Source organism: Rhodanobacter sp. Root561 (assembly GCF_001427365.1).
In the GTDB taxonomy this organism is placed as follows: Bacteria; Pseudomonadota; Gammaproteobacteria; order Xanthomonadales; family Rhodanobacteraceae; genus Rhodanobacter.
This window is the reverse complement of the sequence record NZ_LMGH01000016.1, coordinates 146,962-170,371: the sequence shown is the minus strand read 5'-3', so window position 1 is coordinate 170,371 and position 23,410 is coordinate 146,962. Positions and strand designations below refer to the sequence as shown.

Annotated in this window: 19 protein-coding genes; 8 read left to right on the top strand and 11 right to left on the bottom strand. The window is 66.9% G+C overall.

What is annotated here, in order from left to right:
* Positions 1 to 65: 65 nt before the first annotated feature.
* The 6 genes from mgtA to ASD55_RS17115 form a co-directional block, all read right to left on the bottom strand.
* Complete coding sequence (mgtA, locus tag ASD55_RS17140) at positions 66 to 2,696, bottom strand: magnesium-translocating P-type ATPase (RefSeq protein WP_056768138.1); 2,631 nt, start codon at positions 2,694 to 2,696, stop codon at positions 66 to 68.
* A gap of 186 nt (positions 2,697 to 2,882) precedes the next feature.
* Positions 2,883 to 3,113, bottom strand: coding sequence for a hypothetical protein (locus tag ASD55_RS17135; protein WP_056715427.1), 231 nt, complete (start codon positions 3,111 to 3,113; stop codon positions 2,883 to 2,885).
* Positions 3,114 to 3,416: 303 nt separating this feature from the next.
* Positions 3,417 to 4,319: a heme o synthase gene (gene cyoE / locus ASD55_RS17130; RefSeq protein WP_056768135.1), complete on the bottom strand. Its 903-nt coding sequence runs from the start codon at positions 4,317 to 4,319 to the stop codon at positions 3,417 to 3,419.
* A 2-nt stretch (positions 4,320 to 4,321) separates the two neighbouring features.
* Positions 4,322 to 5,497, bottom strand: a complete 1,176-nt coding sequence (locus tag ASD55_RS17125; RefSeq protein ID WP_056768133.1) for a COX15/CtaA family protein — start codon at positions 5,495 to 5,497, stop codon at positions 4,322 to 4,324.
* Positions 5,497 to 6,069 (bottom strand): hypothetical protein, encoded by a 573-nt coding sequence (locus ASD55_RS17120; protein WP_056768132.1) that lies wholly within the window; start codon positions 6,067 to 6,069, stop codon positions 5,497 to 5,499. Before ASD55_RS17120 ends, ASD55_RS17125 begins: the two co-directional genes overlap by 1 nt.
* Entirely contained in the window at positions 6,066 to 6,830 is a 765-nt protein-coding gene (locus ASD55_RS17115) for an SURF1 family protein (protein ID WP_056768129.1), read from the bottom strand. The genes ASD55_RS17120 and ASD55_RS17115 overlap by 4 nt, the downstream gene beginning before the upstream one ends.
* A 59-nt stretch (positions 6,831 to 6,889) precedes the next feature.
* On the opposite strand from ASD55_RS17115, the gene ASD55_RS17110 reads away from it, so the two are divergent.
* Positions 6,890 to 7,105, top strand: coding sequence for a twin transmembrane helix small protein (locus ASD55_RS17110; protein ID WP_007806734.1), 216 nt, complete (start codon positions 6,890 to 6,892; stop codon positions 7,103 to 7,105).
* 111 nt (positions 7,106 to 7,216) lie between these two features.
* Here the strand turns inward: ASD55_RS17110 and ASD55_RS17105 are convergent, their stop codons facing one another.
* From ASD55_RS17105 to ASD55_RS17090, 5 genes are all read right to left on the bottom strand, one after another.
* Positions 7,217 to 8,104: a cytochrome c oxidase subunit 3 gene (locus ASD55_RS17105; protein WP_056715413.1), complete on the bottom strand. Its 888-nt coding sequence runs from the start codon at positions 8,102 to 8,104 to the stop codon at positions 7,217 to 7,219.
* Between the two features lie 114 nt (positions 8,105 to 8,218).
* Positions 8,219 to 8,362, bottom strand: coding sequence for a hypothetical protein (locus ASD55_RS18595; protein WP_157599047.1), 144 nt, complete (start codon positions 8,360 to 8,362; stop codon positions 8,219 to 8,221).
* A 55-nt stretch (positions 8,363 to 8,417) separates the two neighbouring features.
* Positions 8,418 to 10,034 (bottom strand): cytochrome c oxidase subunit I, encoded by a 1,617-nt coding sequence (gene ctaD, locus ASD55_RS17100; protein WP_056768127.1) that lies wholly within the window; start codon positions 10,032 to 10,034, stop codon positions 8,418 to 8,420.
* Between the two features lie 71 nt (positions 10,035 to 10,105).
* Positions 10,106 to 11,017, bottom strand: a complete 912-nt coding sequence (gene coxB / locus ASD55_RS17095; RefSeq protein WP_056715406.1) for a cytochrome c oxidase subunit II — start codon at positions 11,015 to 11,017, stop codon at positions 10,106 to 10,108.
* Positions 11,018 to 11,037: 20 nt separating this feature from the next.
* On the bottom strand, positions 11,038 to 11,478 hold the full coding sequence (locus ASD55_RS17090) for a DUF2244 domain-containing protein (RefSeq protein ID WP_056715440.1): 441 nt from the start codon (positions 11,476 to 11,478) through the stop codon (positions 11,038 to 11,040).
* A 260-nt stretch (positions 11,479 to 11,738) separates the two neighbouring features.
* Between ASD55_RS17090 and putA the strand changes: the two genes are divergently transcribed.
* The 7 genes from putA to ASD55_RS17055 all read left to right on the top strand — a co-directional run bounded on the left by putA (position 11,739) and on the right by ASD55_RS17055 (position 23,332).
* Positions 11,739 to 14,927, top strand: coding sequence for a bifunctional proline dehydrogenase/L-glutamate gamma-semialdehyde dehydrogenase PutA (gene putA / locus ASD55_RS17085; RefSeq protein WP_056768126.1), 3,189 nt, complete (start codon positions 11,739 to 11,741; stop codon positions 14,925 to 14,927).
* A 170-nt stretch (positions 14,928 to 15,097) separates the two neighbouring features.
* Positions 15,098 to 15,289 (top strand): hypothetical protein, encoded by a 192-nt coding sequence (locus tag ASD55_RS17080; RefSeq protein WP_157599046.1) that lies wholly within the window; start codon positions 15,098 to 15,100, stop codon positions 15,287 to 15,289.
* 201 nt (positions 15,290 to 15,490) lie between these two features.
* On the top strand, positions 15,491 to 16,576 hold the full coding sequence (locus ASD55_RS17075; RefSeq protein ID WP_056715396.1) for an AraC family transcriptional regulator: 1,086 nt from the start codon (positions 15,491 to 15,493) through the stop codon (positions 16,574 to 16,576).
* Positions 16,577 to 16,800: 224 nt separating this feature from the next.
* The gene (locus ASD55_RS17070; protein WP_056768121.1) at positions 16,801 to 18,036 is read left to right on the top strand and encodes a parallel beta-helix domain-containing protein; all 1,236 of its coding nucleotides are present in this window, start codon (positions 16,801 to 16,803) and stop codon (positions 18,034 to 18,036) included.
* Positions 18,033 to 19,199 carry an SO2930 family diheme c-type cytochrome gene (locus ASD55_RS17065; protein ID WP_056768118.1) on the top strand — a complete coding sequence of 389 codons (1,167 nt, stop codon included), beginning with the start codon at positions 18,033 to 18,035 and terminating at the stop codon, positions 19,197 to 19,199. Before ASD55_RS17070 ends, ASD55_RS17065 begins: the two co-directional genes overlap by 4 nt.
* Positions 19,200 to 19,270: 71 nt before the next feature.
* On the top strand, positions 19,271 to 21,763 hold the full coding sequence (locus ASD55_RS17060) for a TonB-dependent receptor (RefSeq protein WP_235577867.1): 2,493 nt from the start codon (positions 19,271 to 19,273) through the stop codon (positions 21,761 to 21,763).
* Between the two features lie 159 nt (positions 21,764 to 21,922).
* Positions 21,923 to 23,332, top strand: a complete 1,410-nt coding sequence (locus ASD55_RS17055) for a coniferyl aldehyde dehydrogenase (RefSeq protein WP_056768114.1) — start codon at positions 21,923 to 21,925, stop codon at positions 23,330 to 23,332.
* The last annotated feature ends 78 nt before the right edge of the window (positions 23,333 to 23,410 follow it).

Below are 23,410 nucleotides of genomic sequence, written 5' to 3'. Positions count from 1 at the left end.
TGAATGCAACAAGAACACCTCGCTCTGGATGCACGCTTGCCGGATCGCCAGAGCGCAAAGCGTAGTCAGAGCCAGCGACCGTACCGTCGGATGTAGATCAGCTTCATCAGCTGGGTCAGCACGCAGTAGCTGACCAGGGTCAGCGCCAGCCAGGCGAAATACATCGGTGGCAGCGGCACCATGCCGATCTTCGCGCCCAGCGCGCTGAACGGGATCAGCATGCCGATCACGATGACCGCGATGGTCAGGCCCAGCACCGGCGCGGCGGCGATGCTTTGCACGAACGGGATGCGCCGGGTGCGGATCATGTGCACGATCAGGGTTTGCGACAGCAGGCCCTCGATGAACCAGCCGGACTGGAACAGCGACTGGTGGGCCGTCGTGCTGGCGCCGAAGACGTGCCACATCAGCCAGAACGTGGTGATGTCGAAAATCGAGCTGACCGGGCCGATCCACACCATGAAACGGCCGATGTCGCCGGCATCCCACTTGCGCGGCCGGCTCAGGTATTCCTCGTCCATGCGGTCGAACGGGATCGACAGCTGCGAGATGTCGTACAGCAGGTTCTGCACCAGGATCTGCAGCGGCAGCATCGGCAGAAACGGCAGGAAGGCGCTGGCCACCAGCACGCTGAACACGTTGCCGAAGTTCGAGCTGGCGGTCATCTTGATGTACTTCATGATGTTGCCGAAGGTGACGCGGCCTTCCAGCACGCCCTCCTCCAGCACCATCAGGTTCTTTTCCAGCAGGATGATGTCGGCGGACTCCTTGGCGATGTCGGTGGCGGTGTCCACCGAGATGCCGACGTCGGCGTCGTGCAGCGCCGGTGCGTCGTTGATGCCGTCGCCAAGGAAGCCCACGGTGTGACCGAGCCGCTGCAGCGAGCGCACCACGCGCGCCTTCTGCAGCGGCGACATCTTGGCGAACACGGTGACGCGCGCCACCAGGGTGTCCAGTGCGGCGTCATCCAGCACCTCGATCTCGCGGCCCTCGACCGAATGGGTGACGTCGAGCCCGACCTCGCGGCAGATCTTGCGTGTCACCGCCTCGTTGTCGCCGGTGATCACCTTGACCTCGACACCGTGCTGGTGGAGTGCGCGGATCGCGGTGGCGGCCGAATCCTTTGGCGGGTCGAGGAAGGCCAGGCAGCCGACCGCGACCAGGCCGCTTTCGTCGGCCACGCCGTAGGGACGTGCGTGCGCGGATTCGCGCCGCACGGCGACCACCAGCACGCGCAGGCCGTCCTCGTTGAGGCGGTGGGTCATCGCCCTGATTTCGCGGCGGCGCTCGTCGGTCAGCGGTTCGGTGACATCGCCGGTTTTCGCGAACGCGCAGATCGCCAGCATTTCCTCGACCGCACCCTTGCAGATCAGCACGTGCTCGCCGTCGCCGTCGGCGACCACCACCGACATGCGCCGGCGCTGGAAGTCGAACGGGATTTCGTCGATCACTCGATAGCGCCGGGCCGCCGACTCCAGGTCGCGATGCTCCAGCACGGCCTTGTCCATCAGGTTCTTCAGACCGGTCTGGAAACGACTGTTGAGGTAGCCGTATTCCAGCGCCTCGTCCGACTCCTCGCCATCGAGGTCGAGGTGCCGCTCCAACACGATCCGGTCCAGCGTCAGCGTGCCGGTCTTGTCGGTGCACAGCACGTCCATCGCGCCGAAGTTCTGGATCGCGTTGAGCCGCTTGACCACCACCTTGCGCCGCGACATCGCCAGCGCCCCCTTGGACAGGTTCGCCGTGACGATCAGCGGCAGCATCTCCGGAGTCAGGCCCACCGCGACGGAGAGGCCGAACAGGAAGGCCTGCAGGAAGCTGCCCTTGTCGATCCAGTTGATCGCGATCACCACCGGCACCATCACCAGCATGAAGCGGATCAGCAGCCAGCTGACCGAGTTCACCCCGCGATCGAAGCTGGTCTGCACGCGCTGGCCCGACATACTGTGCGCCAGCGAACCCAGGTAGGTCTGCATGCCGGTGGCCACCACCACGGCGGTGGCGGTGCCGCTGACCACGTTGGTGCCCATGTAGCAGACGCTGGCCAGGTCCAGCGGATTGCCGCCGTCGTCGGAATCGACGCGGGCAGGCGTGGGAGCGGACTTCTCCACCGGCAGCGATTCGCCGGTGAGGATCGCCTGGCTGATGAAGAGGTCTTTCGCACCGAGCAGGCGCAGGTCCGCGGGCACCATGTCGCCCGCGCCCAGGTGGACGATGTCGCCGGCCACCAGCTCGACCACCGGCACCTCGATCTGCTCGCTGTGGCCGTCGGAAGCGCGCCGCGTCACCGTGGCGGTGTTGCGCACCATCGCCTTCAGGCTTTCGGCAGCGCGGGTCGAACGGTATTCCTGGGTGAAGCTCAGCAGCACGCTGATGCCGACCATCACCGCAATGATCAGCGGCCCGGTGAGGTCGCCGCCGTCGGTGAACAGCTGCACGCCGGCCAGCACCAGCAGCACCACGATGAACGGGTTCCTGAAAGCGCGCAGCAGCTGCAGCGTCCAGTGCGGCGGCTTTTCGTGCGAGACCTCGTTCGCCCCGTCGCGGTGCAGGCGCGCCTCGATCCGGCTCGCGTCGAGCCCGCCGGTCGAGGTTTCCAGCTCAGCCAGCAAGGCGCCGCTTTCGCGAAACGCGTGCGCGGCCACGACGGCGGCCTTGCCCGGGCGATGGGCAGGCGTGGGAAGGATCTTGCTCATGCTTCGTTTCCGTGGGCGGAATGCCGATGCGGCGCAGCGCCAGCCGCGTCGGGCCAGCGTCACGTCAACCGGAGTTGCAGGGACTCGGGAGCTCTTGCGGCGGGCGGCGCACGGCGCCCGTTGGCGTCGGCTACGCCAGCCCTGGCGATGGCGGAGGCCACCCCGGACGGCGAATTACGACCTTCATCAGCGCGCGGCACCGCGGCGGTGATGACGCGAGGATTTCAGGAAGGACGCCGGCTCGCGGCGAGCGGTGCCGCGGCTGTCGGGCGTTGCACAAGCCGTGTCCTCGGTGACCTGCGCTGCCAGGGGCGCGGGCACGGTCACGCTGAACTCGGGCATGGCGGCACCGCCGCGAACGGCTGACGCGCGCCGGCCTGCAAGGTGCAGGCGGAAAAAATCGTGAAGGAGCTTCATCAGCCCATCTCCTCATGACGACGCCGGGGGCGTCCTCAGGAGTGGGCCGGACTTTCCCTAGCGGAAAGCACCAGCCGACCGCAGGCGGTCGCCGCAGGCGTTCAACTTTTTGTTATGCGGCGCCGGCACCCGAAGCGAGCGGATGTCGACGTTGCGACTAGGGTAAACGTCCATATGCCTTGGTTAGTCAGGACAGGAAGCCGGCCGGCGCGAGCGCGCCGGAGGGCGCGCGCATTTTGGTGCGGCGCCGCGCGAGTGTCAATCGAAAAAATCGGCGCCGTCGGGCGAACGGGTGCGAGCCGTTCAGCTCACCTGGAGCACGGTCACCGCCTGCCGCACGATCGGCGCCACCAGCCAGTGGTCGGCCAGCAGGAACGCGAACAGCGCCATCAGGTAGATGATCGAGTAGTTGAACACCTTCATCGAGTACAGCTCGTCGGGCGGGTTCAGCAGGCGCACCGCGTAATACAGGAAGGCGCCGCCCAGCACCACGGCACCACCGAGGTAGACCAGCCCGCTCATCCCCGTCAGCGCAGGCAACAGGGTCACCAGCACCAGCAGCACGGTGTAGAACAGGATGTGCCAGCGAGTAAACACCACGCCGTGGGTCACCGGCAGCATCGGTACCTGGGCGCGCGAATAGTCGTCGCGACGGAAGATCGCCAGCGCCCAGAAATGCGGCGGGGTCCACACGAAGATGATCAGGCACAGCTGCAGCGCGTACGGGTGCAGCGCGCCGGTGACCGCGGTCCAGCCCAGCACCGGTGGAATCGCACCGGCAAGGCCGCCGATCACGATGTTCTGCGGCGAGGCCCGCTTCAGGAAGGCGGTGTAGATCACCGCGTAGCCGATCAGTCCGGCAAAGGTCAGCACCGCGGTCAGCGTGTTGACCAGCAGCACCAGCACCACCATCGAGGCGATGCCCAGCGACAGCGCGAAGACGAACACCTGACGCACGTTGAGGTGACCGGTGGCCAATGGCCGGTGTGCGGTGCGCACCATCAGCTTGTCGATGCGCTGGTCGATCAGCTGGTTGAACGCGGCGGCCGACGAGGATGCCAGCCAGATGCCCAGCGTGCCGAACACCAGCGCCCGCCACGGCGGCATGCCCGGCACAGCGAGGAACATGCCGATCACCGCGCAGAACACCAGCAGGGCGACGATGCGCGGCTTGGTCAGTTGCAGGTACTCGCGAAAAACGCTCATCTTCAGTGTCGCCCCAACGACAGGAACATCGATTCGTCATGCCGCCGCTGCGTACGTGCCAGCGTGGCCAGCAGGGTGAACAGCAGCAGGGCTGCGCCACCATTGTGTGCGGTCGCCACCGTCAGCGGCAGGCCCAGGTAGACATTGCTGATGCCCAGCATGACCTGGATCGCCAGCGCCAGCGCGATCGCCAGGCCGGCCAGGCGCAGGCCGCGCCGCGCCGCGCCGACCGCCAGCACGCCGAGGTAGCAGAACACCACCAGCGCGCCGATCCGGTGGGCGATCTGGATCGCGCTGCGCGCGGCCATGTCCAGCACGCCGCCCTCGTAGTTCACGCCGATGCCACGCCACAGCACGAAGCCTTCGTGGAAGTCGGTCGGCGGCGCCCACTGGCCGAGGCATTGCGGGAACGAGCCGGGACCGTAGCCGCAGGCCAGCGCGGCGTAGTTCGCCGAGGTCCAGCCGCCCAGCGCGATCTGGCAGAACAGCAGCACCACGCCGAGCGCCACCCAGCGGCGCAGGCCGGCGTGCCGGTCGTCCGCCGCGGCCACGCCGGCGAAGCGCAACGCGGCCCAGGCCAGCAAGGCGAACGTGGCCATGCCGCCGAGCAGGTGGCCCATCACCACCACCGGCTTCAGCAGCAGGGTCACCGTCCACATGCCGAGCATGGCCTGGAAGATGATCACCGCCAGCGCCAGCACGCAGATCCTCCATGCGCCCGGACGCGGCAGCCGGGCCGCGGCGATCAGCGGCAGCGCGATCGCGCAGGCGGCCAGCAGCGATGACCACAGGTGTTCGCCGCGCATGTACAGGCCCACCCCGAGCGCCGCGAACAGCGCGCCGGCGATGACCGCCAGCAGCGCAGCGCGACGGCGCCAGCTCGCCAACAGGGCCAGCAACAGCACCATCACGCCCAGGGTGCCGGCGAGGAAGCGGTGCACCTGCTCGCGCCAGGCCTTGTGCGCCTCGTACGGACGATCGGGGAAGCTTGCATCGGCGTGCGCCACCGCCTGCGCGTGCTGCGGCCAGGTCACCTGGCCGTAGCAGGTCGGCCAGTCCGGGCAGGACAGGCCGGCGTTGGACAGCCGCACGAACGCACCGAACATCACCAGCCCGAACGCGAACACGGTGGCGAACAGGGCCAGCCAGCGCAATGCCTTCACCGTACGCTGGGACATCACTTGATCACCTTCAACATGTCGCGCAGCAGGCCGGGCTCATCGAAACCTGCCGGATACAACGACAGCGCGGTGCCGTTGGACTCGACCAGCACCGCACTGATGCTGTCCGGCGTGGACGGCACATACGCGGCCAGCTTGCCTTCGACATCGCTGCCGAAGGTCCAGTACGCCTGCATCGCGGTGCGCTGGTTCGCATCCGCCGGTGGCGCGCCGATGTAGAGCAGGCGCAGGCGCGACTGATTGCGGTTGAGCATGACTCGCGCCTTGGCGATGCCGGTCAGCGTCTCGAAGCATTGCGCCGCACAGTCCGGGCCGGCCAGCGCAACCAGGGTGAAGCGCGGCGAGCTGTCGCGCCACGCATAGGTCCTGCCGTCAGCGAGTTGCACGCGCAACTGCTCGGCCACGAAATTGCGCTGCGGCAGGATCGCCTCGCCGTTGCCCTTGGTGCCGGGCATCCAGCCCGCCCAGCCGAGCAGGGCGGCGGCGATCATCGGAGCGGCGAAAACCAGCGCGACCAGCACCAGGAAGATTCGGCTTTTGCGCACGGCGGCGGGATCGGCAGCTTTCATCGGACGTCATCAACCCTGGTGGAATCGGATTTGCGCGGTTTGCGCTTGCGATGCACGACCAGCAGGATCACCACCGCGGCAAGCGCAAAGGTGAACCACTGGAAGGCATAGGCCCGATGCCGCGCCGGCGGCATCGAGGAGAAATCGAGCGTGTGCACGCGCACGTAGATCGACGCGGGGTCGGCATCCAGCGCCAGCAGGTGCGGATACAGCGGCTGGCCAAGATCGCGCGCGACTTCGCTGGTGTCGAGGAAGATCGTGCTCTTCGGCCAGCCGGCCTGCTGCGCAAGCGCATTGCCGCCCATCTCGAAACCGGTCGGCGGCGGCGGCACGTACAGGCCCTGCAAGGTCACCTCGCCGGCCGGAAGCGGCGGCAACTGGGGCGTCTTGCCATTGCCGTTGCCGGGCAGGAAGCCCAGGTCGACCAGCAGCAGGTGCGAGTCGCCATGCAGCGCCAGCGGGACGAAAACCTCCACCCCGCCAAGCCCGTCGTGCTTGGGGTTGTCCAGCAGGTAGATGCGGTCGGCCAGGTAACGGCCGCGGACCCGCACCCGGGCGAAGCGGTCCGCCGCCGGTGTCGACGATCCCGACGCCGGCGGGAAGTCCTGCACGGGCGCCGTGGCCGCCGCGGCATACCGTCGCAGAAGGGCTTCCTTGAAGTCGGCACGATGCAGTTGCCAGAAGCCAAGACGCACGAACAGCAAGGCTCCGGCCACGGTCAGCAGCAGCGCCCACCACGACGGACGGCGAAAACCGCTCACGCCGGGCGCCTGCCAGCGACCGCTATACTGGCCATGTCGAACTGGATCGGATCAATCACGTGGAAACCGTCTATAAATTTGCGCTGGTCGTGGTGCTGCTGGTGGTGATCTTCAGCCTCGGCCAGGCGCTGTTCTTCATGATGAAGGATCAGGATGACGACCGGCGCACGGTGTGGGCCCTGACCCGCCGCATCGGCCTGTCCCTGCTCCTGATCGCGATGGTGATCATCGGCTGGAAGATGGGCTGGATCCATCCCCACGACGTCGGCCAGTAATTGTAGCGGTTGTGCCGCCGCCCCGCCCGCCGGGGCCGATCCAGCGGCAACAAAAAACCCGCCGATGGCGGGTTTTTTGTTGTCCGGTCTCTCCGCGAGAAGGATGTCGCGTCAGAGAATATAGACGAACATGAACAGGCCGAGCCAGACCACGTCGACGAAGTGCCAGTACCAGGCCACGGCTTCGAAACCGAAGTGGTGCTCCTTGTTGAAATGACCCGCCAGCACGCGGAACCAGATCACCGCCAGCATGATCGTGCCCAGCGTCACGTGCAGGCCGTGGAAGCCGGTCAGCATGAAGAAGGTCGAACCATAGACGCCACTGTGCAGGGTCAGGTTGAGCTCGCGGTAGGCCTCCATGTACTCGTGGGCCTGGAAGTACAGGAAGGTTGCGCCGAGCAGGACGGTGAGGCCCAGGAACAGCAGGATCTTGCCGCGGTGACCCGCGCGCAGCGCGTGGTGCGCGATCGTCACGGTGACGCTGGAGGTCAGCAGGATCAGCGTGTTCAGCAACGGCAGGCCCCAGGCCGGCACGGTGTGGAAGGAACCACCGATCTGTTCCGGGCCGTTGCCGCCGTTGGCGCCCCAGGCGGCAGCGTAATCGCTCCACAGGAACTGGTGGGTCAGCACGCCATGGCCGTTGCCGCCCAGCCACGGCACCGAAAACATGCGGATGTAGAACAGCGCGCCGAAGAACGCGCCGAAGAACATCACCTCGGAGAAGATGAACCACATCATGCCCATGCGGAACGAGGTGTCGACCTGGTGGTTGTAGCTGCCGGCCAGTGATTCGCGGATCACCGAGCGGAACCAGCCGAAGAACATGGCCAGCACGCCGATCACGCCGACGGTCAGCACGGTCTTGCCGAAGCCAGCCTCACCGGGCGCTGCATTCAGCCAGTGCGCGGCACCGAACACGGTGAGGAACATGACCACCGCGGCCACAATCGGCCACTGGCTCTTGGCCGGTACGAAATAAGCGTCGTGCTGCTGACCCATGGTGTAACCCCGTGGATTTCTCTTGATGGCTCTGCCCCGTCATGTCGCCCGGGGAACTGCGTGCCGGCCGCCGCCGCGGCGAACCGGTGAAAACTTTGTGGCAATCGCGACCGATTACTTCATCAACACGATCTGCACGAACGAAATCAGGAAGAAGAACGCCACGATCGCCACCAGCACCGTTACGGTGCGTCGTACGCCCCGGCGGCGGCTGTCGTCGCCATCGGCGACCGGAGACTTCGTCGTTTCCTGCTTCATCTGCTGCCTGTTCCTGTGCGACATCCCGGCGCTGGCCAGGATGTCGCGAAAACCGTCAGTCGTTCACGTGACCGTGCGCCAGCTCGTCGTCGTTGATCACCGGCGGCACTTCGAAGGTGTGATGCGGTGCCGGCGACGGCACGGTCCACTCCAGGCCCTTGGCACCTTCCCACACGCGGTCGGTGGCCTTCTTCTTGGAGAAGAACGCGCAGTGGATCAGCACGCCGATGAAGATCAGCTGGGTGGCGCCGAACAGGAAGCCACCGATCGAGCTGATCATGTTGAAGTTGGCGAACGCGACGTTGTAGTCGGGGATGCGGCGCGGCATGCCGGCCAGGCCCAGGAAGTGCTGCGGGAAGAACAGCACGTTGACCCAGATCACGCTGTTCCAGAAGTGCACCTTGCCCCAGAACTCGCTGTACATGTTGCCGGTCCACTTCGGCATCCAGTAGTAGGCCGCCGAGATGATCGCGAACAGCGCACCGGTCACCAGCACGTAGTGGAAATGCGCCACCACGAAGTAGGTGTCGTGATACTGGAAGTCGGCCGGGACCAGCGCCAGCATCAGGCCGGAGAAGCCGCCGATGGTGAACAGGATGATGAACGCCAGCGAGAACAGCATCGGCGTCTCGAACGTCATCGAACCGCCCCACATGGTGGCGACCCAGTTGAACACCTTCACGCCGGTCGGCACCGAGATCAGCATGGTGGCGTACATGAAGAAGATTTCGGCGCCCAGCGGCAGGCCGACCGCGAACATGTGGTGCGCCCACACGATGAACGACAGGAAGGCGATGCAGGCGATCGCGAACACCATCGCCTTGTAGCCGAAGATCGGCTTGCGCGCGAAGGTCGGCACCACTTCCGAGATGATCCCGAACGCGGGCAGGATCATGATGTAGACCTCGGGATGGCCGAAGAACCAGAAGATGTGCTGGTACAGGACGGGGTCGCCGCCGCCGCCCGGGTTGAAGAAGTTGGTGCCGAAATACTTGTCGGTGAGCAGCATCGTCACCGCACCGGCCAGCACCGGCATCACGGCGATCAGCAGGAACGCGGTGATCAGCCAGCTCCACACGAACACCGGCATCTTCAGCAGATCCATGCCCGGCGCGCGCATGTTGAGGATGGTGGCGATGATGTTGATCGCGCCCATGATCGAGCTGATGCCCATCAGGTGGACCGCGAACACCACGTAGGCCAGCGAGTCGCTCTGCAGCGCCAGCGGCGGATACATGGTCCAGCCACCGGCCGGGCCACCACCGGGCATGAACAGGGTGGACAGCATCAGGATGAAGGCGAACGGCAGGATCCAGAACGACAGGTTGTTCATGCGCGGCAACGCCATGTCCGGCGCGCCGACCATCAGCGGGATCATCCAGTTACCGAGGCCGACGAAGGCCGGCATGATCGCGCCGAAGATCATCACCAGCGCATGCATGGTGGTGAGCTCGTTGAAGAAGTACGGCTGCATCAGCTGCATGCCGGGCTTGAACAGCTCGGCACGGATACCCATCGCGAAGCTGCCGCCGATGAAGAACATCGTCAGCGCGAAGATCAGATACAGCGTGCCGATGTCCTTGTGGTTGGTGGACATGACCCAGCGCTGGAAGAAATTCTTCGGCGCGCCGTGGTGATCATCATGGTGATCATGGGTGGCTGCGTGGGACATGACGTACCTCTAACCTGAAAGTGGAATGCAACTGCGAAAATGAAGTCGTGCCGACAAGGCTGACCCGCGGGTCAGCCCTGCTTGCCACCAGCCGGGATGGCGACCTGTGCGGTTTGCGGCGTGGCGGCGGGCGCAGCGGATTGCGTCTCCTGCTCGGCCAGCCACTTGGCGAAATCCGCCTTGGACTTCACCACCACCACGATCGGCATGAAGCCGTGATCCTGGCCGCACAGCTCGGCGCACTGGCCGCGATAGGTGCCCGGCGTGGTGAAGTTCGCCCACGCGGCATTGATGATTCCGGGGATGGCGTCGATCTTCCAGCCGGTCGCCGGCACCCACCAGGAGTGGATCACGTCGCCGCTGGTGATCACGAAGCGGATCTTGGTGTCGACCGGCACGACCAGCGGCTTGTCGACATTGAGCAGATAGGTGCTTTCGTCACCGACCTTGACCGCGAACGGGTCCATGCCCGAACCGAGCTGGCGGGTCTGGTCGCTCTGCGTATCCAGCTTGGACATGAAGCCGACCTTGTCGATCGACTTGCCCATGTAGTCGACGTAGTCGTAGCGCCATTTCCACTGGTAGCCGGTGACCTTGACGGTCATCTGCGAGCCGGTGGTGTCGGCCCAGCTGGTGAGGCCGCCGGTGGCCAGCCACGCCAGAGTGATCAGGATCAGCACCGGGATGGTGGTCCAGATCACTTCCACCATGGTGTTGTGTGACCACTTCTCGGCGACCGCACCGCGCGATTTGCGGAAGCGGAACATCGCCACGAACATCGCGCCGAACACCAGCACGCCGATCACGGTGCACACGGCCAGCGAGATGTTGTTGAGATGGTACGGCACCTGCGACCAGGTGCTCGAACCACGCTCCATGTTCAGTTGCCACGGACCGGGGGCGGCCAGGGCCACGCTGCCGAACGAGGCAAGGGCGAGAGCCGCCGCTGCCGTGAATGATCGCCTGATGCCGCCAGATGTCATGTCTTGCACCTTTGTTGAACCTACCTGCGTAGCTGTCCGTTGAGATCGGCCAGCAACACCATGAGTTTCTTCGACAGCTCGACGCGTTCCTGATCCGCCAGGAATGCGCCGATCTCCAGCTCGCGCCCATGCGATGACAGCAGCAGCCGCTGGCGCCCGTTGGCGGGCTCCAGCAACACGCGTACCCAGTACGACTGGAAACGCATGCGGCGCCGGCCTGGCAGCGATTGCACCTCCAGCGACACGGCGTCGAGAGTGATGCGCTCACTACGGTCACCGGCCCGCCATGCCACGCTCAGGGCGAAGGCCACGGCGGCGGATTCAACCAGGGCAAACAGCGGAGCGAACACATTCCCCTGCCAAGATCCCAGTCCAGCCGTCATCAGCACCAGCGCTGCCAGAACCATGATCAGTCGACGCAGACCGCGCCGGCTGAGCGTGCGATTGGGCTTGAGCCACATCGTCACGCAGGGCAAGCCGGCGGTAGCTGGTCGAAGCACGATCATGGGGATCCGGCGTGCCTGGAACGCGGGAATGATAGGCCGCGGCGGCGCAACGGGCAAGAATGTCGCACCCTGTTGACCTGGATCACGTCTCGGGGCAGGGCCTGCGGACATGCTCGCCTGCCCTGCGGAAAGCGGCCGCAGCCGCCCGAAATGGCGAGCTGCGGCGTACAATCCCGCGCTTCCCTCCGCCCCGAGCGGATTCTGGCAAGCTTCCCGTGACCCAAGCCATTCTCAGCCCCGAACTTCCCCTCGACTGCACGCCCGCGCGCGCGCGCATTACTGCGGCCTGGCTGCGCGACGAGACCGAAGCGGTCAACGATCTGCTGGTCCAGGCCAGCCTGCCGCCGGCCGAACGCGAACAGGTGATCGACGTGGCCGCCGGCCTGGTCACCCGCGTGCGGTCACGCGCCAGCGACCAGAGCGCGGTCGAATCCTTCATGCGCCAGTACGATCTTTCCTCCGAGGAAGGCGTGCTGCTGATGTGCGTGGCCGAAGCCCTGCTGCGCATTCCGGACAAGGCCACCGCCGACAAGCTGATCCGCGACAAGCTGGGCGACGCGGACTGGAAGAAGCACCTGGGCCAGAGCGAATCGCTGTTCGTCAACGCCTCGACCTGGGGCCTGATGCTGACCGGCCACCTGGTCAACCTCGCCGAGGACACCCGCCACGACTTCACCGGCGCGCTGAAGCGGCTGGTCGGTCGTGCGGGCGAACCGGCGATCCGCCTTGCCGTGCGCCAGGCCATGCGCATCATGGGCCACCAGTTCGTGATGGGCCGCAGCATCGACGAGGCGCTCGACCGCTGCGCGAAGAAGGAATACGCGGTCTACCGCTATTCCTACGACATGCTGGGCGAGTCCGCGCTGACCAGCGCCACGGCCGAGCGCTACCAGGAAGACTACCGCCGCGCGATCGCCGCGATCGGCGCGCGCGGCCCGTTCGCCAACCACACCGACGCGCCGTCGATCTCGGTGAAGCTGTCCGCGCTGCATCCGCGCTACGAAGTGGCCAAGCGCGAGCTGGCACGCCGCCAGCTCACCGAAAAACTGCTGGAACTGTCGCAGCTGGCGATGAAGCATGGCATCGCGCTGTCGGTCGACGCCGAGGAAGCGGAGCGGCTGGAGCTGTCGCTGGACATCATCGGCGACGTCTTCGCCCATCCGTCGCTCGAAGGCTGGAACGGCCTGGGCATCGTGGTGCAGGCGTACGCCAAGCGCACGCCGTTCGTGATCGACTGGCTGGTCGAGACCGCGCGCGCCGCCAACCGCCGCTGGTACGTGCGCCTGGTCAAGGGCGCCTACTGGGATGCGGAGATCAAGCGCGCCCAGGAAAACGGCCTGGCCGGCTATCCGGTGTACACGCGCAAGCCGAACACCGACGTCTCCTACCTGGCCTGCGCCCGCAAGCTGTTCGATGCCGGCAGCGAGCTGATCTATCCGCAGTTCGCCACCCACAACGCGCACTCGATCGCCGCCGTCCATCACCTGGCGCACGGCCGTCCGTTCGAGTTCCAGCGCCTGCACGGCATGGGCACCGACCTGTACGCCGAGGTGATCGGCCCGCAGAATCTGAACGTGCCCTGCCGCGTGTATGCGCCGGTGGGCACGCACGAAGACCTGCTGCCGTACCTGGTGCGTCGCCTGCTGGAGAACGGCGCCAACACCAGCTTCGTCAATCGCGTCGTCGATGAAAGCGTGCCGGTGCGCGAGCTGGTCGCCGATCCCTGCGAGACGGTGCGCAGCTTCAGTTCCATTCCGCATCCGCGCATCCCGCTGCCGGTGAATCTCTACGGCGACAACACCGCGCCTGCGCAGCATTCCAATTCGATCACCCGGAAGAATTCCATGGGCGTCAACTTCTCCAACGACAACGAACTGAAGGCGATGGCCGACGCGGTCAACGCACACACCGGCCCGTGGACCGCTGCTCCCCTGGTGCCGGGCGCGAGCGCGAACGGCCCGACCGTGCAGGTGACCAACCCGGCCGATCGCCGCCAGGTGGTGGGCAGCTATACCGGCGCCGACAGCGCCGCCGTCGACAAGGCGCTGGGCAACGCGGTCGCCGCCCAGTTCGGCTGGGATCGCCTGCCGGCGGCCAGCCGCGCCGCGATCCTCGAACACGCCGCCGACCAGCTCGAAGCGCGCCGCGGCGAGTTCATCGCGCTGTGCGTGCGCGAGGCCGGCAAGAGCCTGCCCGACGCGATCGCCGAGATCCGCGAGGCGGCCGACTTCCTGCGTTACTACGCGGCCATGGCGCGCCGCCTGTTCGGCCAGCCCGAACAGCTGCCCGGCCCCACCGGCGAGAGCAATCAATTGTTCCTCAACGGTCGCGGCGTGTTCGTCTGCATCAGTCCGTGGAACTTCCCGCTGGCGATCTTCCTGGGTCAGGTCAGCGCCGCGCTGGCCGCCGGCAACAGCGTGATCGCCAAGCCTGCCGAGCAGACCTCGCTGATCGGCCATGCCGCGGTGAAGCTGCTGCACGAAGCCGGCGTGCCGGTCGACGTGCTGCAGTATCTGCCGGGCGACGGCGCTACCGTGGGCGCCGCGCTCACCAGGGACCCGCGCGTGGCCGGTGTCGCCTTCACCGGCTCCACCGACACCGCGTGGGCGATCAACCGGAGCTTGGCCGCGCGCAATGCACCGATCGCCGCGCTGATCGCCGAGACCGGCGGGCAGAACGCGATGATCGCCGACTCCTCCGCCCTGCCCGAGCAGATCGTCAAGGACGTGATCGCCTCGGCGTTCCAGTCCGCCGGCCAGCGCTGCTCGGCCGCGCGCGTGCTGTTCGTGCAGGAAGACATCGCCGACAAGGTCACCGCCATGCTCACCGGCGCGATGGCCGAGCTGAAGGTCGGCGATCCGGGTCTGCTGTCCACCGACGTCGGCCCGGTGATCGACGAGGACGCGAAGCAGATCCTGGTCGACCACGCCGCGCGCATGGACAAGGAAGCGAAGAAGATCGGCGAGGTCGCGCTGGACCCCGCGCTCACCGCCAACGGCACCTTCTTCGCGCCGCGGGCCTACGAAATTCCCTCGCTCGCCACGTTGACCCGCGAAGTGTTCGGCCCGGTGCTGCACGTGATCCGCTGGAAGGGCAGCGAGCTGAAGCAGATCGTCGACCAGATCAACGCCACCGGCTACGGCCTCACCCTGGGCATCCACAGCCGCATCAACGACACCGTCGACTACATCGCCAGCCACGCCCGCGTCGGCAACTGCTACGTCAACCGCAACCAGATCGGCGCGGTGGTCGGCGTGCAGCCGTTCGGCGGCGAGTGCCTGTCCGGCACCGGCCCCAAGGCCGGCGGCCCGCACTACCTGCTGCGTTTCGCCGGCGAGCGCACGCTCACCGTCAACACCACCGCGGCCGGCGGCAACGCCTCGCTGCTGACGATCGGCGAGTAAGTCCCGCGCCGGAATCCGCCCGGAGATCCGGCGCATCCTCAGCGGGGCTTCATCCAGCTGAACGACAAGTGCCTTGCGGATGAACGGGAGCCGTCACCGACGGCTCCCATGGACGACGGCGCGCTCACCGGCGTGCTACTTCTTGCGTCCACCGCCACGAGGAAGCCGCCATGCGTCGATTCATGACCACCACCCTCATCGCCGCCAGCGTGCTGGTGGGCAGCTTGTCGCTCAATGGCTGCATCGTGGTACCGCCGCGCGATCACGGCTACGTCGGACATCACCGCGACCATGACCGCCGCCATGACAACGACCGCCACCACGACCGCGACCGGGATCGCGACGGTGACCGCTGGCACTGAGGCCTGGCGGGTGCGGACTGGGGAGCGATGCGATACCGCGTCGCCTTGATCGCGTGGTGCCATGCCGTCGCTTCGATGACCTGCGAATCGTCAGCAACACCGATGTTGTGCGGCGCGCAAACGGCGGGGCGCCGGGCCATGTTATAGAGACCCTTTCGTCGCCGGCCCGGTGCCGGCAGGCTTTCCTGGAGCACTCGCAGCATGGCACGTCCCGCCGGCATGATCGGCCCATCACCCGTCGCCAGCCCCGCCATCGCTAGCGACGATCCGCGCTATACCGCCGCGGAATTTCCGCCCAACAAGCTGCTCTACCTGGTGCAGCTGGCCGATGCCGCCGGGGTGGACAGCCGGTCCTGGTTTGCCGGCCTGGCGCTGAGCCGGGAACAGATCGCCGACCCCGCCTTGCGCGTGTCCTATCGCCAGGCCAATACCTTCGTGCGTCGCGCGCTGCAGGCCCTGGATGTTCCCGATGCCGGCCTGCGCATCGGGCGCGAAGGCACCATCGGCGGCTTCGGCCTGCTCGGCCTGGCGATGATGACCTCGCGCACGCTGGGCGAGGCGATGTTCGCCGGCATCGCCCATCACAAGATCTGCGGCTGCCTGCTGGAGGTCGCCGTCGAGCCGGTCAGCGAGCGCGAGGTCGCGCTGCTGGCGTGGCCGCGCTTCGGCGACACCGAACTGATGCCGTTCTTCTGCGAAGAACTGTTCGCCAGCTGCCTGATGATCGCCCGCGAACTGGTCGGCGCCGAGCTGTGCCCGGTGCGGGCGGACTTCGCCTACCCCCGGCCCGCCTATGCCGCCAAGTACGAGGCGCTGTTCGGCTGCGAGGTGCGTTTCGGCGCCCCGCGCAACCAGTTGCTGATCGACACCCAATGGCTGGCGCGGACGCTGCCCGGCTACAACCCGCTGACCGCGCAGCAAGCGCTGGCCCTGTGCGCGCAGCAGCGCACGCCGGACGGCGGCGAGCCGCACCAGGAAATCGTCGCCGCGGTGGAACGCCTGCTGCGCAGCCAGCTGGCGCAGCAGCCCAAGCTCAACGACGTGGCGCGCACGCTCAACCTCAGCGAGCGCTCGCTGCGGCGCAAGCTCGCCGAGAGTGGCCGCATCTTCCGCGAGATCCACGACCGCGTGCGGGCCGAGCGGGCGCTGCAGCTGTTGCAGGCCGGCACCCTGAGCGTGGCCCAGATCGGCAGCGAGGTCGGCTTCAACGACCCGCGCGAATTCCGCCGCGCCTTCAAGCGCTGGACCGGCATGCCGCCACAGGACGCCCGCCGCAACGCGATCTGATGGAACAGGAGTGAGTGCGGGGAGGAGAGAGGTGAGAAATGGGAGAAGAGCCTGGCGCACCGCGCTCCAGCTTTCCCATCTACCCACTCCTCACCCCCCCATCGCCCCGCCACGCTGACCGGTTTGCCCCCCGTACCCTGGCCGTTCTGCCCTCCCCCTTTGGCGTGGATTGAGGGAGAGTGGGGTCATTGTCGGCATTCGATGCCTAACGGGGAGTCAGCAACATGCGCACATTGTTCATCACGGTGGCGATCGCCGCGGCCCTGGCCGGCTGCGGCAAGTCCGAGCCGGCGTCACAGACCGGCACCGATGCCAGCTTCGAAGCCAGGTTGCAGGAACAGTTGCTGGACGCCAAGCCCGGCAGCGTGATCGAGATTCCCGCCGGCCACTACTCGCTGCGGCGCGGTCTCAGCCTGCGCACCGACGGCGTCACCATCAAGGGCGCCGGCATGGACAAGACCGTGCTGTCGTTCAAGGGCCAGGTGGTCGGGCCGGAAGGCCTGCTGGTCAACGCCAGCGACTTCACCATCGAGAACCTGGCGCTGGAAGACACCAAGGGCGACGCGCTGAAGATCAACCAGGGCAAGAACATCACCATTCGCGGCGTGCGCATCGAGTGGACCGGCGGCCCGAAGACCACCAACGGCGCCTACGGCCTGTATCCGGTGAAGACGCAGAACGTGCTGATCGAGAACTCGGTGGTGATCGGCGCTTCCGACGCGGGCATCTACGTAGGCCAGTCGCACGACATCATCGTGCGCAACAACCGCGCCGAGTACAACGTGGCCGGCGTGGAGATCGAGAACTCGGTGAACGCCGACGTCTACGGCAACACCGCCACCAACAACACCGGCGGCATCCTGGTGTTCAACATGCCGAACCTGTCGCAGGAAGGCCACAGCACGCGGGTGTTCAAGAACAAGATCTACTCCAACAACACGGGCAACTTCGCCGCCAAGGGCGCCGCGGTGGCCAGCGTGCCGGCCGGCTCGGGCGTGGTGGTGAACTCGAACGACAAGGTGGAGATCTTCGACAACGACATCTCCGACAACCAGACCGCGAACCTGATCATCGCCAGCTACTTCTCGACCAACTACTACAACACCCGCGGCGTCTCGCCGAGCTACAACCCGTATCCGAAAGGCATCTTCATCTACGGCAACCGGCTCAAGGGCGGCGGCGATTCGCCGGACGGGATCAAGCTGAAGACGCTGAAGACGGCCATGTACGGCCTCACCGGCCACTTCCCCGACGTGCTGTGGGACGGCTACGTCGACGCGAAGAGCCTGGTCGACGGCGTGCCACCGGCCGCCGACCGCATCTGTATCCAGGACGTCAGCGGCGTGCTGAACGCCGACGGCCCGCACGACTACAAGAGCCCCAGCAACGACATGAAGCCCTACCAGTGCACGCTGCCGAAGCTGTCGCCGGTGGTGCTGAACCCGGAGCCGAAGGCATGACTGCAGGGCGACACTGGCGTTACGCACTTCCACTGCTGGGATGGCTGCTGCTGGCGGGATGCCAGCAGGGCATGGCGCCGGTGGCCTTCCATGCCGAGGGCCGCCCGCAGAAGCTCGGTGACTGGCACGTGGTCGAGGTCCACGACGGCAAGCTGCAGCTCAACGCCGGCGTGGTGCCGTACGACCTCAACACGCCGCTGTTCACCGACTACGCGCACAAGCTGCGCACGATCTGGATGCCCGCGGGCACGTCGGCAAAATACAACCCGACCGACACCCTGGACTTCCCGGTCGGCACGGTGATCAGCAAGACCTTCTATTACCCTCGCGCCGCCGACGGCAAGGTGGGCGAAGTCCTGCGCAATGACGACTACTCGCGCGACTTCGCCGGGCAGGGCCTGGACATGGCGCACGTGCACCTGGTCGAAACGCGCATCCTGGTCCATCGCAAGGACGGCTGGGCGGCGATTCCCTATGTGTGGAACGAGGCGCAGACCGAAGCCACCCTGGCGCGCACCGGCGCGGTGCTGCCGATGACCCTGGTCGCCGACCAGCCGGCCGCCGGCATACCTGCCCGCGAGGACTTCAACTACGTGGTGCCCGACGAAAGCCAGTGCGCCAGCTGCCATGCGCAGGACTGGGTCAGCCGCAAGATCCATCCGATCGGGCCGAAGGCGCGCCACCTCAACAAGGACTATCACTACGCCGAAGGCAGCGCCAACCAGCTCGAACACCTGGTGAAGCTGGGCTACCTCGGCGGCCTGCCCGCCGCGGCCGACCTCCCCCGCGACGCGAACTGGGAAGATCCGCACGCACCGCTGGACGCCCGCGCCCGCGCCTACCTCGACATCAACTGCGGCCATTGCCACAACGCCAACGGCGCCGCCAACACCACCGGCCTCACGCTCGACTACACCACGCCGGAAGACCGTCACCTGGGCATCTGCAAGCCGCCGACCGCGGCCGGCCAGGGCACCGGCGACCACTTCTTCGACATCGTGCCGGGCCAGCCGGACGAGTCGATCCTGCCGTACCGGCTGTCGTCGACCGAACCGGGCGTGATGATGCCGGAGCTCGGCCGCAGCACCGTGCACCGCGAGGGCGTGGCGCTGATCAAGGCATGGATTGCGGCGCAGCCGGGGAGCTGCGTGGCGATCCACTGATTCCACAAGACAACTGTGCGCGGCTGTCCATGGCCGCGCGGTCCGATGCAAGGGGAGAGCACCGAATGAACATGCGTCAACGCCCACTTTCGATCAGCCTGCGCAAACTGCTGTTCGGCGGCAGTACGCTGCTGTTGCTGTGCAGCCCGTCGCTGGCCTTCGGCGCCGAGGCGCCGCCGCAGGATGCCGCCGGCAGCAATGCGCCGGCGAGCGACCCGGTCAAGGACGTCACCCAGCTGGGCAAGATCACCGTCACCGCGCAAAGCCGCTCGCAGGAAATGCAGGAAGTGCCGATCCCGCTGCAGATCGTCACCGCGAAGCAGATCGACACGCTGGCGGCGACCGACCTCAGCCGGATGGACATCTTCGTGCCCGGCCTGGTGGTCGGCGCCGACCAGCCGACCCAGCCGAGCTACCAGATGCGCGGCATCGAGACCAGCAACTTCGGCATCGGCACCGAGTCGGCCGTGGGCGTCTACGTCGATGGCGTCTATGCGGCCCGCTCCGGCGGCGCGCTGCTGGCGTTCAACGACATCGCACGGATCGAAGTGCTGAAGGGGCCGCAGGGCACACTGTTCGGCCGCAATGCCGCCGCCGGCGCGATCTCGATCGTCACCAACGAACCCAGCGACCACTTCGAGGGCAAGGCCCGCGTGCGCTTCGGCAACGACGGCCGCAAGTACGCCGACGCCCTGGTCAACGTGCCGGTGAACCGCGACATGGCCGTGCGCATGAGCGTGCTGGACAACCGCAGCGACGGATGGATCAAGGACGCCGCCACCGGCGAAAGCTACGGCAAGGACCACGACTGGGGCAGCCGCCTGGTGTGGCGCTGGAACGCCACGCCCGACACCCGCGTGCTGCTGGCGTGGGACCACGAACAACTCAAGCAGCCGCCGCAGCCGGCGATCGGGCTGATCGCGAAATCGGACTACGTGACGCGCCCCGCCCCGTTCAACGACCAGGTCCCGCCGTTCCCGGCCGATTCGTCGAGCTACCTCGATCCGCGCCATGCGCCGCTGTACAACGACACGGTGAACGCGGGCGAGAAGCGCCACTTCGACGGCGCCACGCTCACCGTCGACCACTCCTTCAGCTGGGGCAGCCTCACCTCGACCACCGCGTGGCGGCACTTCAACACCTACAACCGCGGCGACTACGACGGCACCAACAACCGCGCCACCTACCTCGACACCGCCAACATCGAGAGCAACAACAGCTGGTACCAGGAGTTCAAGTTCGCCGGCACCGCCGGCATCGCCGACTGGGTCGGCGGCGTCAGCTACTACGACGAGCATGCGCGGCAGACCAGCCAGACCAACGTATTCACCGACAGCGTCGATTCGCTGGCGATGAACGTGGGCGGCAATCCGTTCACCGACACCTTCGCCTTCTACGATTCGGTGTTGCCGTTGCTGGGCTTCGGCCAGTACCACCTGCTGGGCAATCCCTGGCGCGAGCAGATCGACAACGTGGGTCGCTTCAAGGCCTACGCCGCGTACGGCGACGTGATCTGGCATCTCACCGATCGGCTCAGCCTCACCACCGGTGCTCGCTTCACCCGGGACGAAAAGCAGTTCTCCTGGTTCAATCCGCTGCGTCAGGCGCCGGAACTGGACGCCACCATTGCCGAACTGCTGCCGCAATTGGCCGCACTCGGCATCGTCATTGACCCCAGTCCCTTCCAGCAGAACCTGATCTTCAACGCCGCCGGCGGCGCTCCGGTCAACGTGCTGGTGAAGGACAAGAACAGCTGGAACGACTTCAGCCCCCGCGTGGTGCTGGACTACAAGTTCACCCCCGACGTGATGGGCTACGCCTCGGTGACCAAGGGCTACAAGGCCGGCGGCTACAACAGCGTGCAGATCGGCTCGCGCTTCGACCCGGAGAAGGTGCTCAACTACGAGGCCGGCCTGAAGACCCTGTTCCCCGAGCAGCACCTGCTGCTGAACGGCTCGGTCTACTACTACCGCTACGACAACAAGCAGTCGCTCACGCTCGATCCCAACAGCGCCGGCTCCGGCGTGCCGCGCTACCTGGTCAGCAGCACCGACCAGGAAGCCCACGGCCTGGAGTTCGAGGCGCAATGGCAACCGGTGGATGCGTTCAAGCTCAGCTTCACCGGAGCCTACATCGACGCCACCTACCGCCAGGCGGTGGCGCCGTCGGGCGCCGACCTGTCCGGCCAGCCCACCGGCGAACCGCTGTTCTCGTTTGCCAGCTCGCTGTCGTACACCTGGCAGGGCGTGGCGGGCGGCGCGCTGGAGTTCGACCTGTCGCATGCCTACCGCGGCAAGTCGCGCTGCAACCGCGACTCGCAACTGCAGGGCACCTGCCAGATCAGCCCGAACTTCGACACCGGCGTCGCCCAGCAACGCACCGACGCGCGGCTGGACTGGCATGCGGCCGACGACCAGTGGGGCGTCGCGCTGTACGCCAACAACGTGTTCAACAAGCGCTACGTGACCGGGGTGAACAATATCTCCACCAGCGTGTTCGGCACGCCGTTCGCCAGCATCACCCCACCACGCGCGGTCGGCGTCGAACTGCGCGTGAAATTCTGAGAGGTGGTGATTTTTCAAGCTCGAAGTCCGGCCAGGGATGGCTGGACGCGGATCGGTCACGCAAGTGACTGATTCGCGCGAGCGCGTCCGGGCATGTACCGGACGTGCGATAGAAGAAAGCGACAGGAAGTGGCTTTCTTCACAGACTCTGAGAAACCCATGACCGAGAACCAGCCGCTGACCGCCGACCTGCAACGCCTGCGCGAGGCGCAGGCGCGCGAACCGATGCCGGGGTGGGCGCTGCGCGCGCAGCGCCTGCGCAAGCTGGAGACGATGCTGCGCGAGCAGCGCAAGGCTTTCGCCGCCGCGATCCACGCCGACTTCGGCCAGCGCCCGGTCGAGGAAACCGACCTGCTGGAGATCTTCCCCAGCCTGTCGGCGATCCGCCACGCGCTCGGCCATGGCCGGCGCTGGATGAAGCCGCGGCGGCGCCTGGCCGACTGGCTGTTCCTGCCCGCGCGCACCGAACTGCGCCCGCAGCCGCTGGGCGTGGTCGGCATCATCGTGCCGTGGAACTATCCGCTGTACCTGGCCGTCGGTCCGCTGGTCGACGCGCTGGTGGCCGGCAACCGCGCGATGCTGAAGATGAGCGAGTTCACCCCGCGTTTCTCGGCGCTGTTCGCCGAGCAGGTGGCCCGCTATTTCGCCGCCGACGAAGTGCTGGTGGTGAACGGCGACGCGGCGGTGGCGCAGGCGTTTTCCGCGCTGCCGTTCGACCACCTGCTGTTCACCGGCTCCACCGCGGTCGGCCACCACGTGATGCGCGCGGCGGCCGCCAACCTCACCCCGGTGACGCTGGAGCTGGGCGGCAAGTCGCCGGCGATCATCGGCCCCGGGGCGCGCTTCGACCACGCGGTGGAGCGCATCGTGTTCGGCAAGCTGGTCAATGCGGGGCAGACCTGCATCGCGCCCGACTACGTGCTGCTGCCGCGCGCCCGGATACCGGCGTTCATCGAGGCCGCCGGCAAGGTACTGGCGCGGATGTACCCCGCGCTCGGCCAGAACGGGCAGTACGCCAGCATCGTTTCCGACCGGCAGTACCAGCGCCTCACCGGCCTGCGCGATGACGCGCTGGCCGCCGGCGCGCAATTGCACCGGCTCGGCGAGGCCGGCGAGGACGCCGCCAGCCGGCTGCTGCCGCCGCAGCTGCTCACCGGCGTCACCGACGACATGGCGGTGATGCGCGAGGAAATCTTCGGCCCGCTGCTGCCGCTGGTGCCGTACGACCACCTGGACGACGCGATCGCCCACGTCCGCGCGCGGCCGCATCCGCTGGCCCTGTACCTGTTCGAGCACGACCAGGAGCTGGTCGACCGCGTGCTGGCGCGCACCCACGCCGGCGGCGTCAGCGTCAACGACACGCTGTACCACATCGCCCAGCACAAGCTGCCGTTCGGCGGCGTCGGCGCCTCGGGCATGGGCGGCTATCACGGCGAAGCGGGCTTCCGCACGTTTTCGCACCTGAAGCCGGTGTTCCGGCAGGCCCGCCTGAACGGCACCGGCCTGCTCAACCCGCCGTACGGGGCGCGCTTCCGGCGCATGCTCGAGTTGTTGTTGAAGCGCGGTTGAACCGCGGGCCGCAGCCGGGCACGCCCGGCTTGCGCACCTGCTACCCTCGATGCGATGCCGGGGCCGGCCCGGCACTTT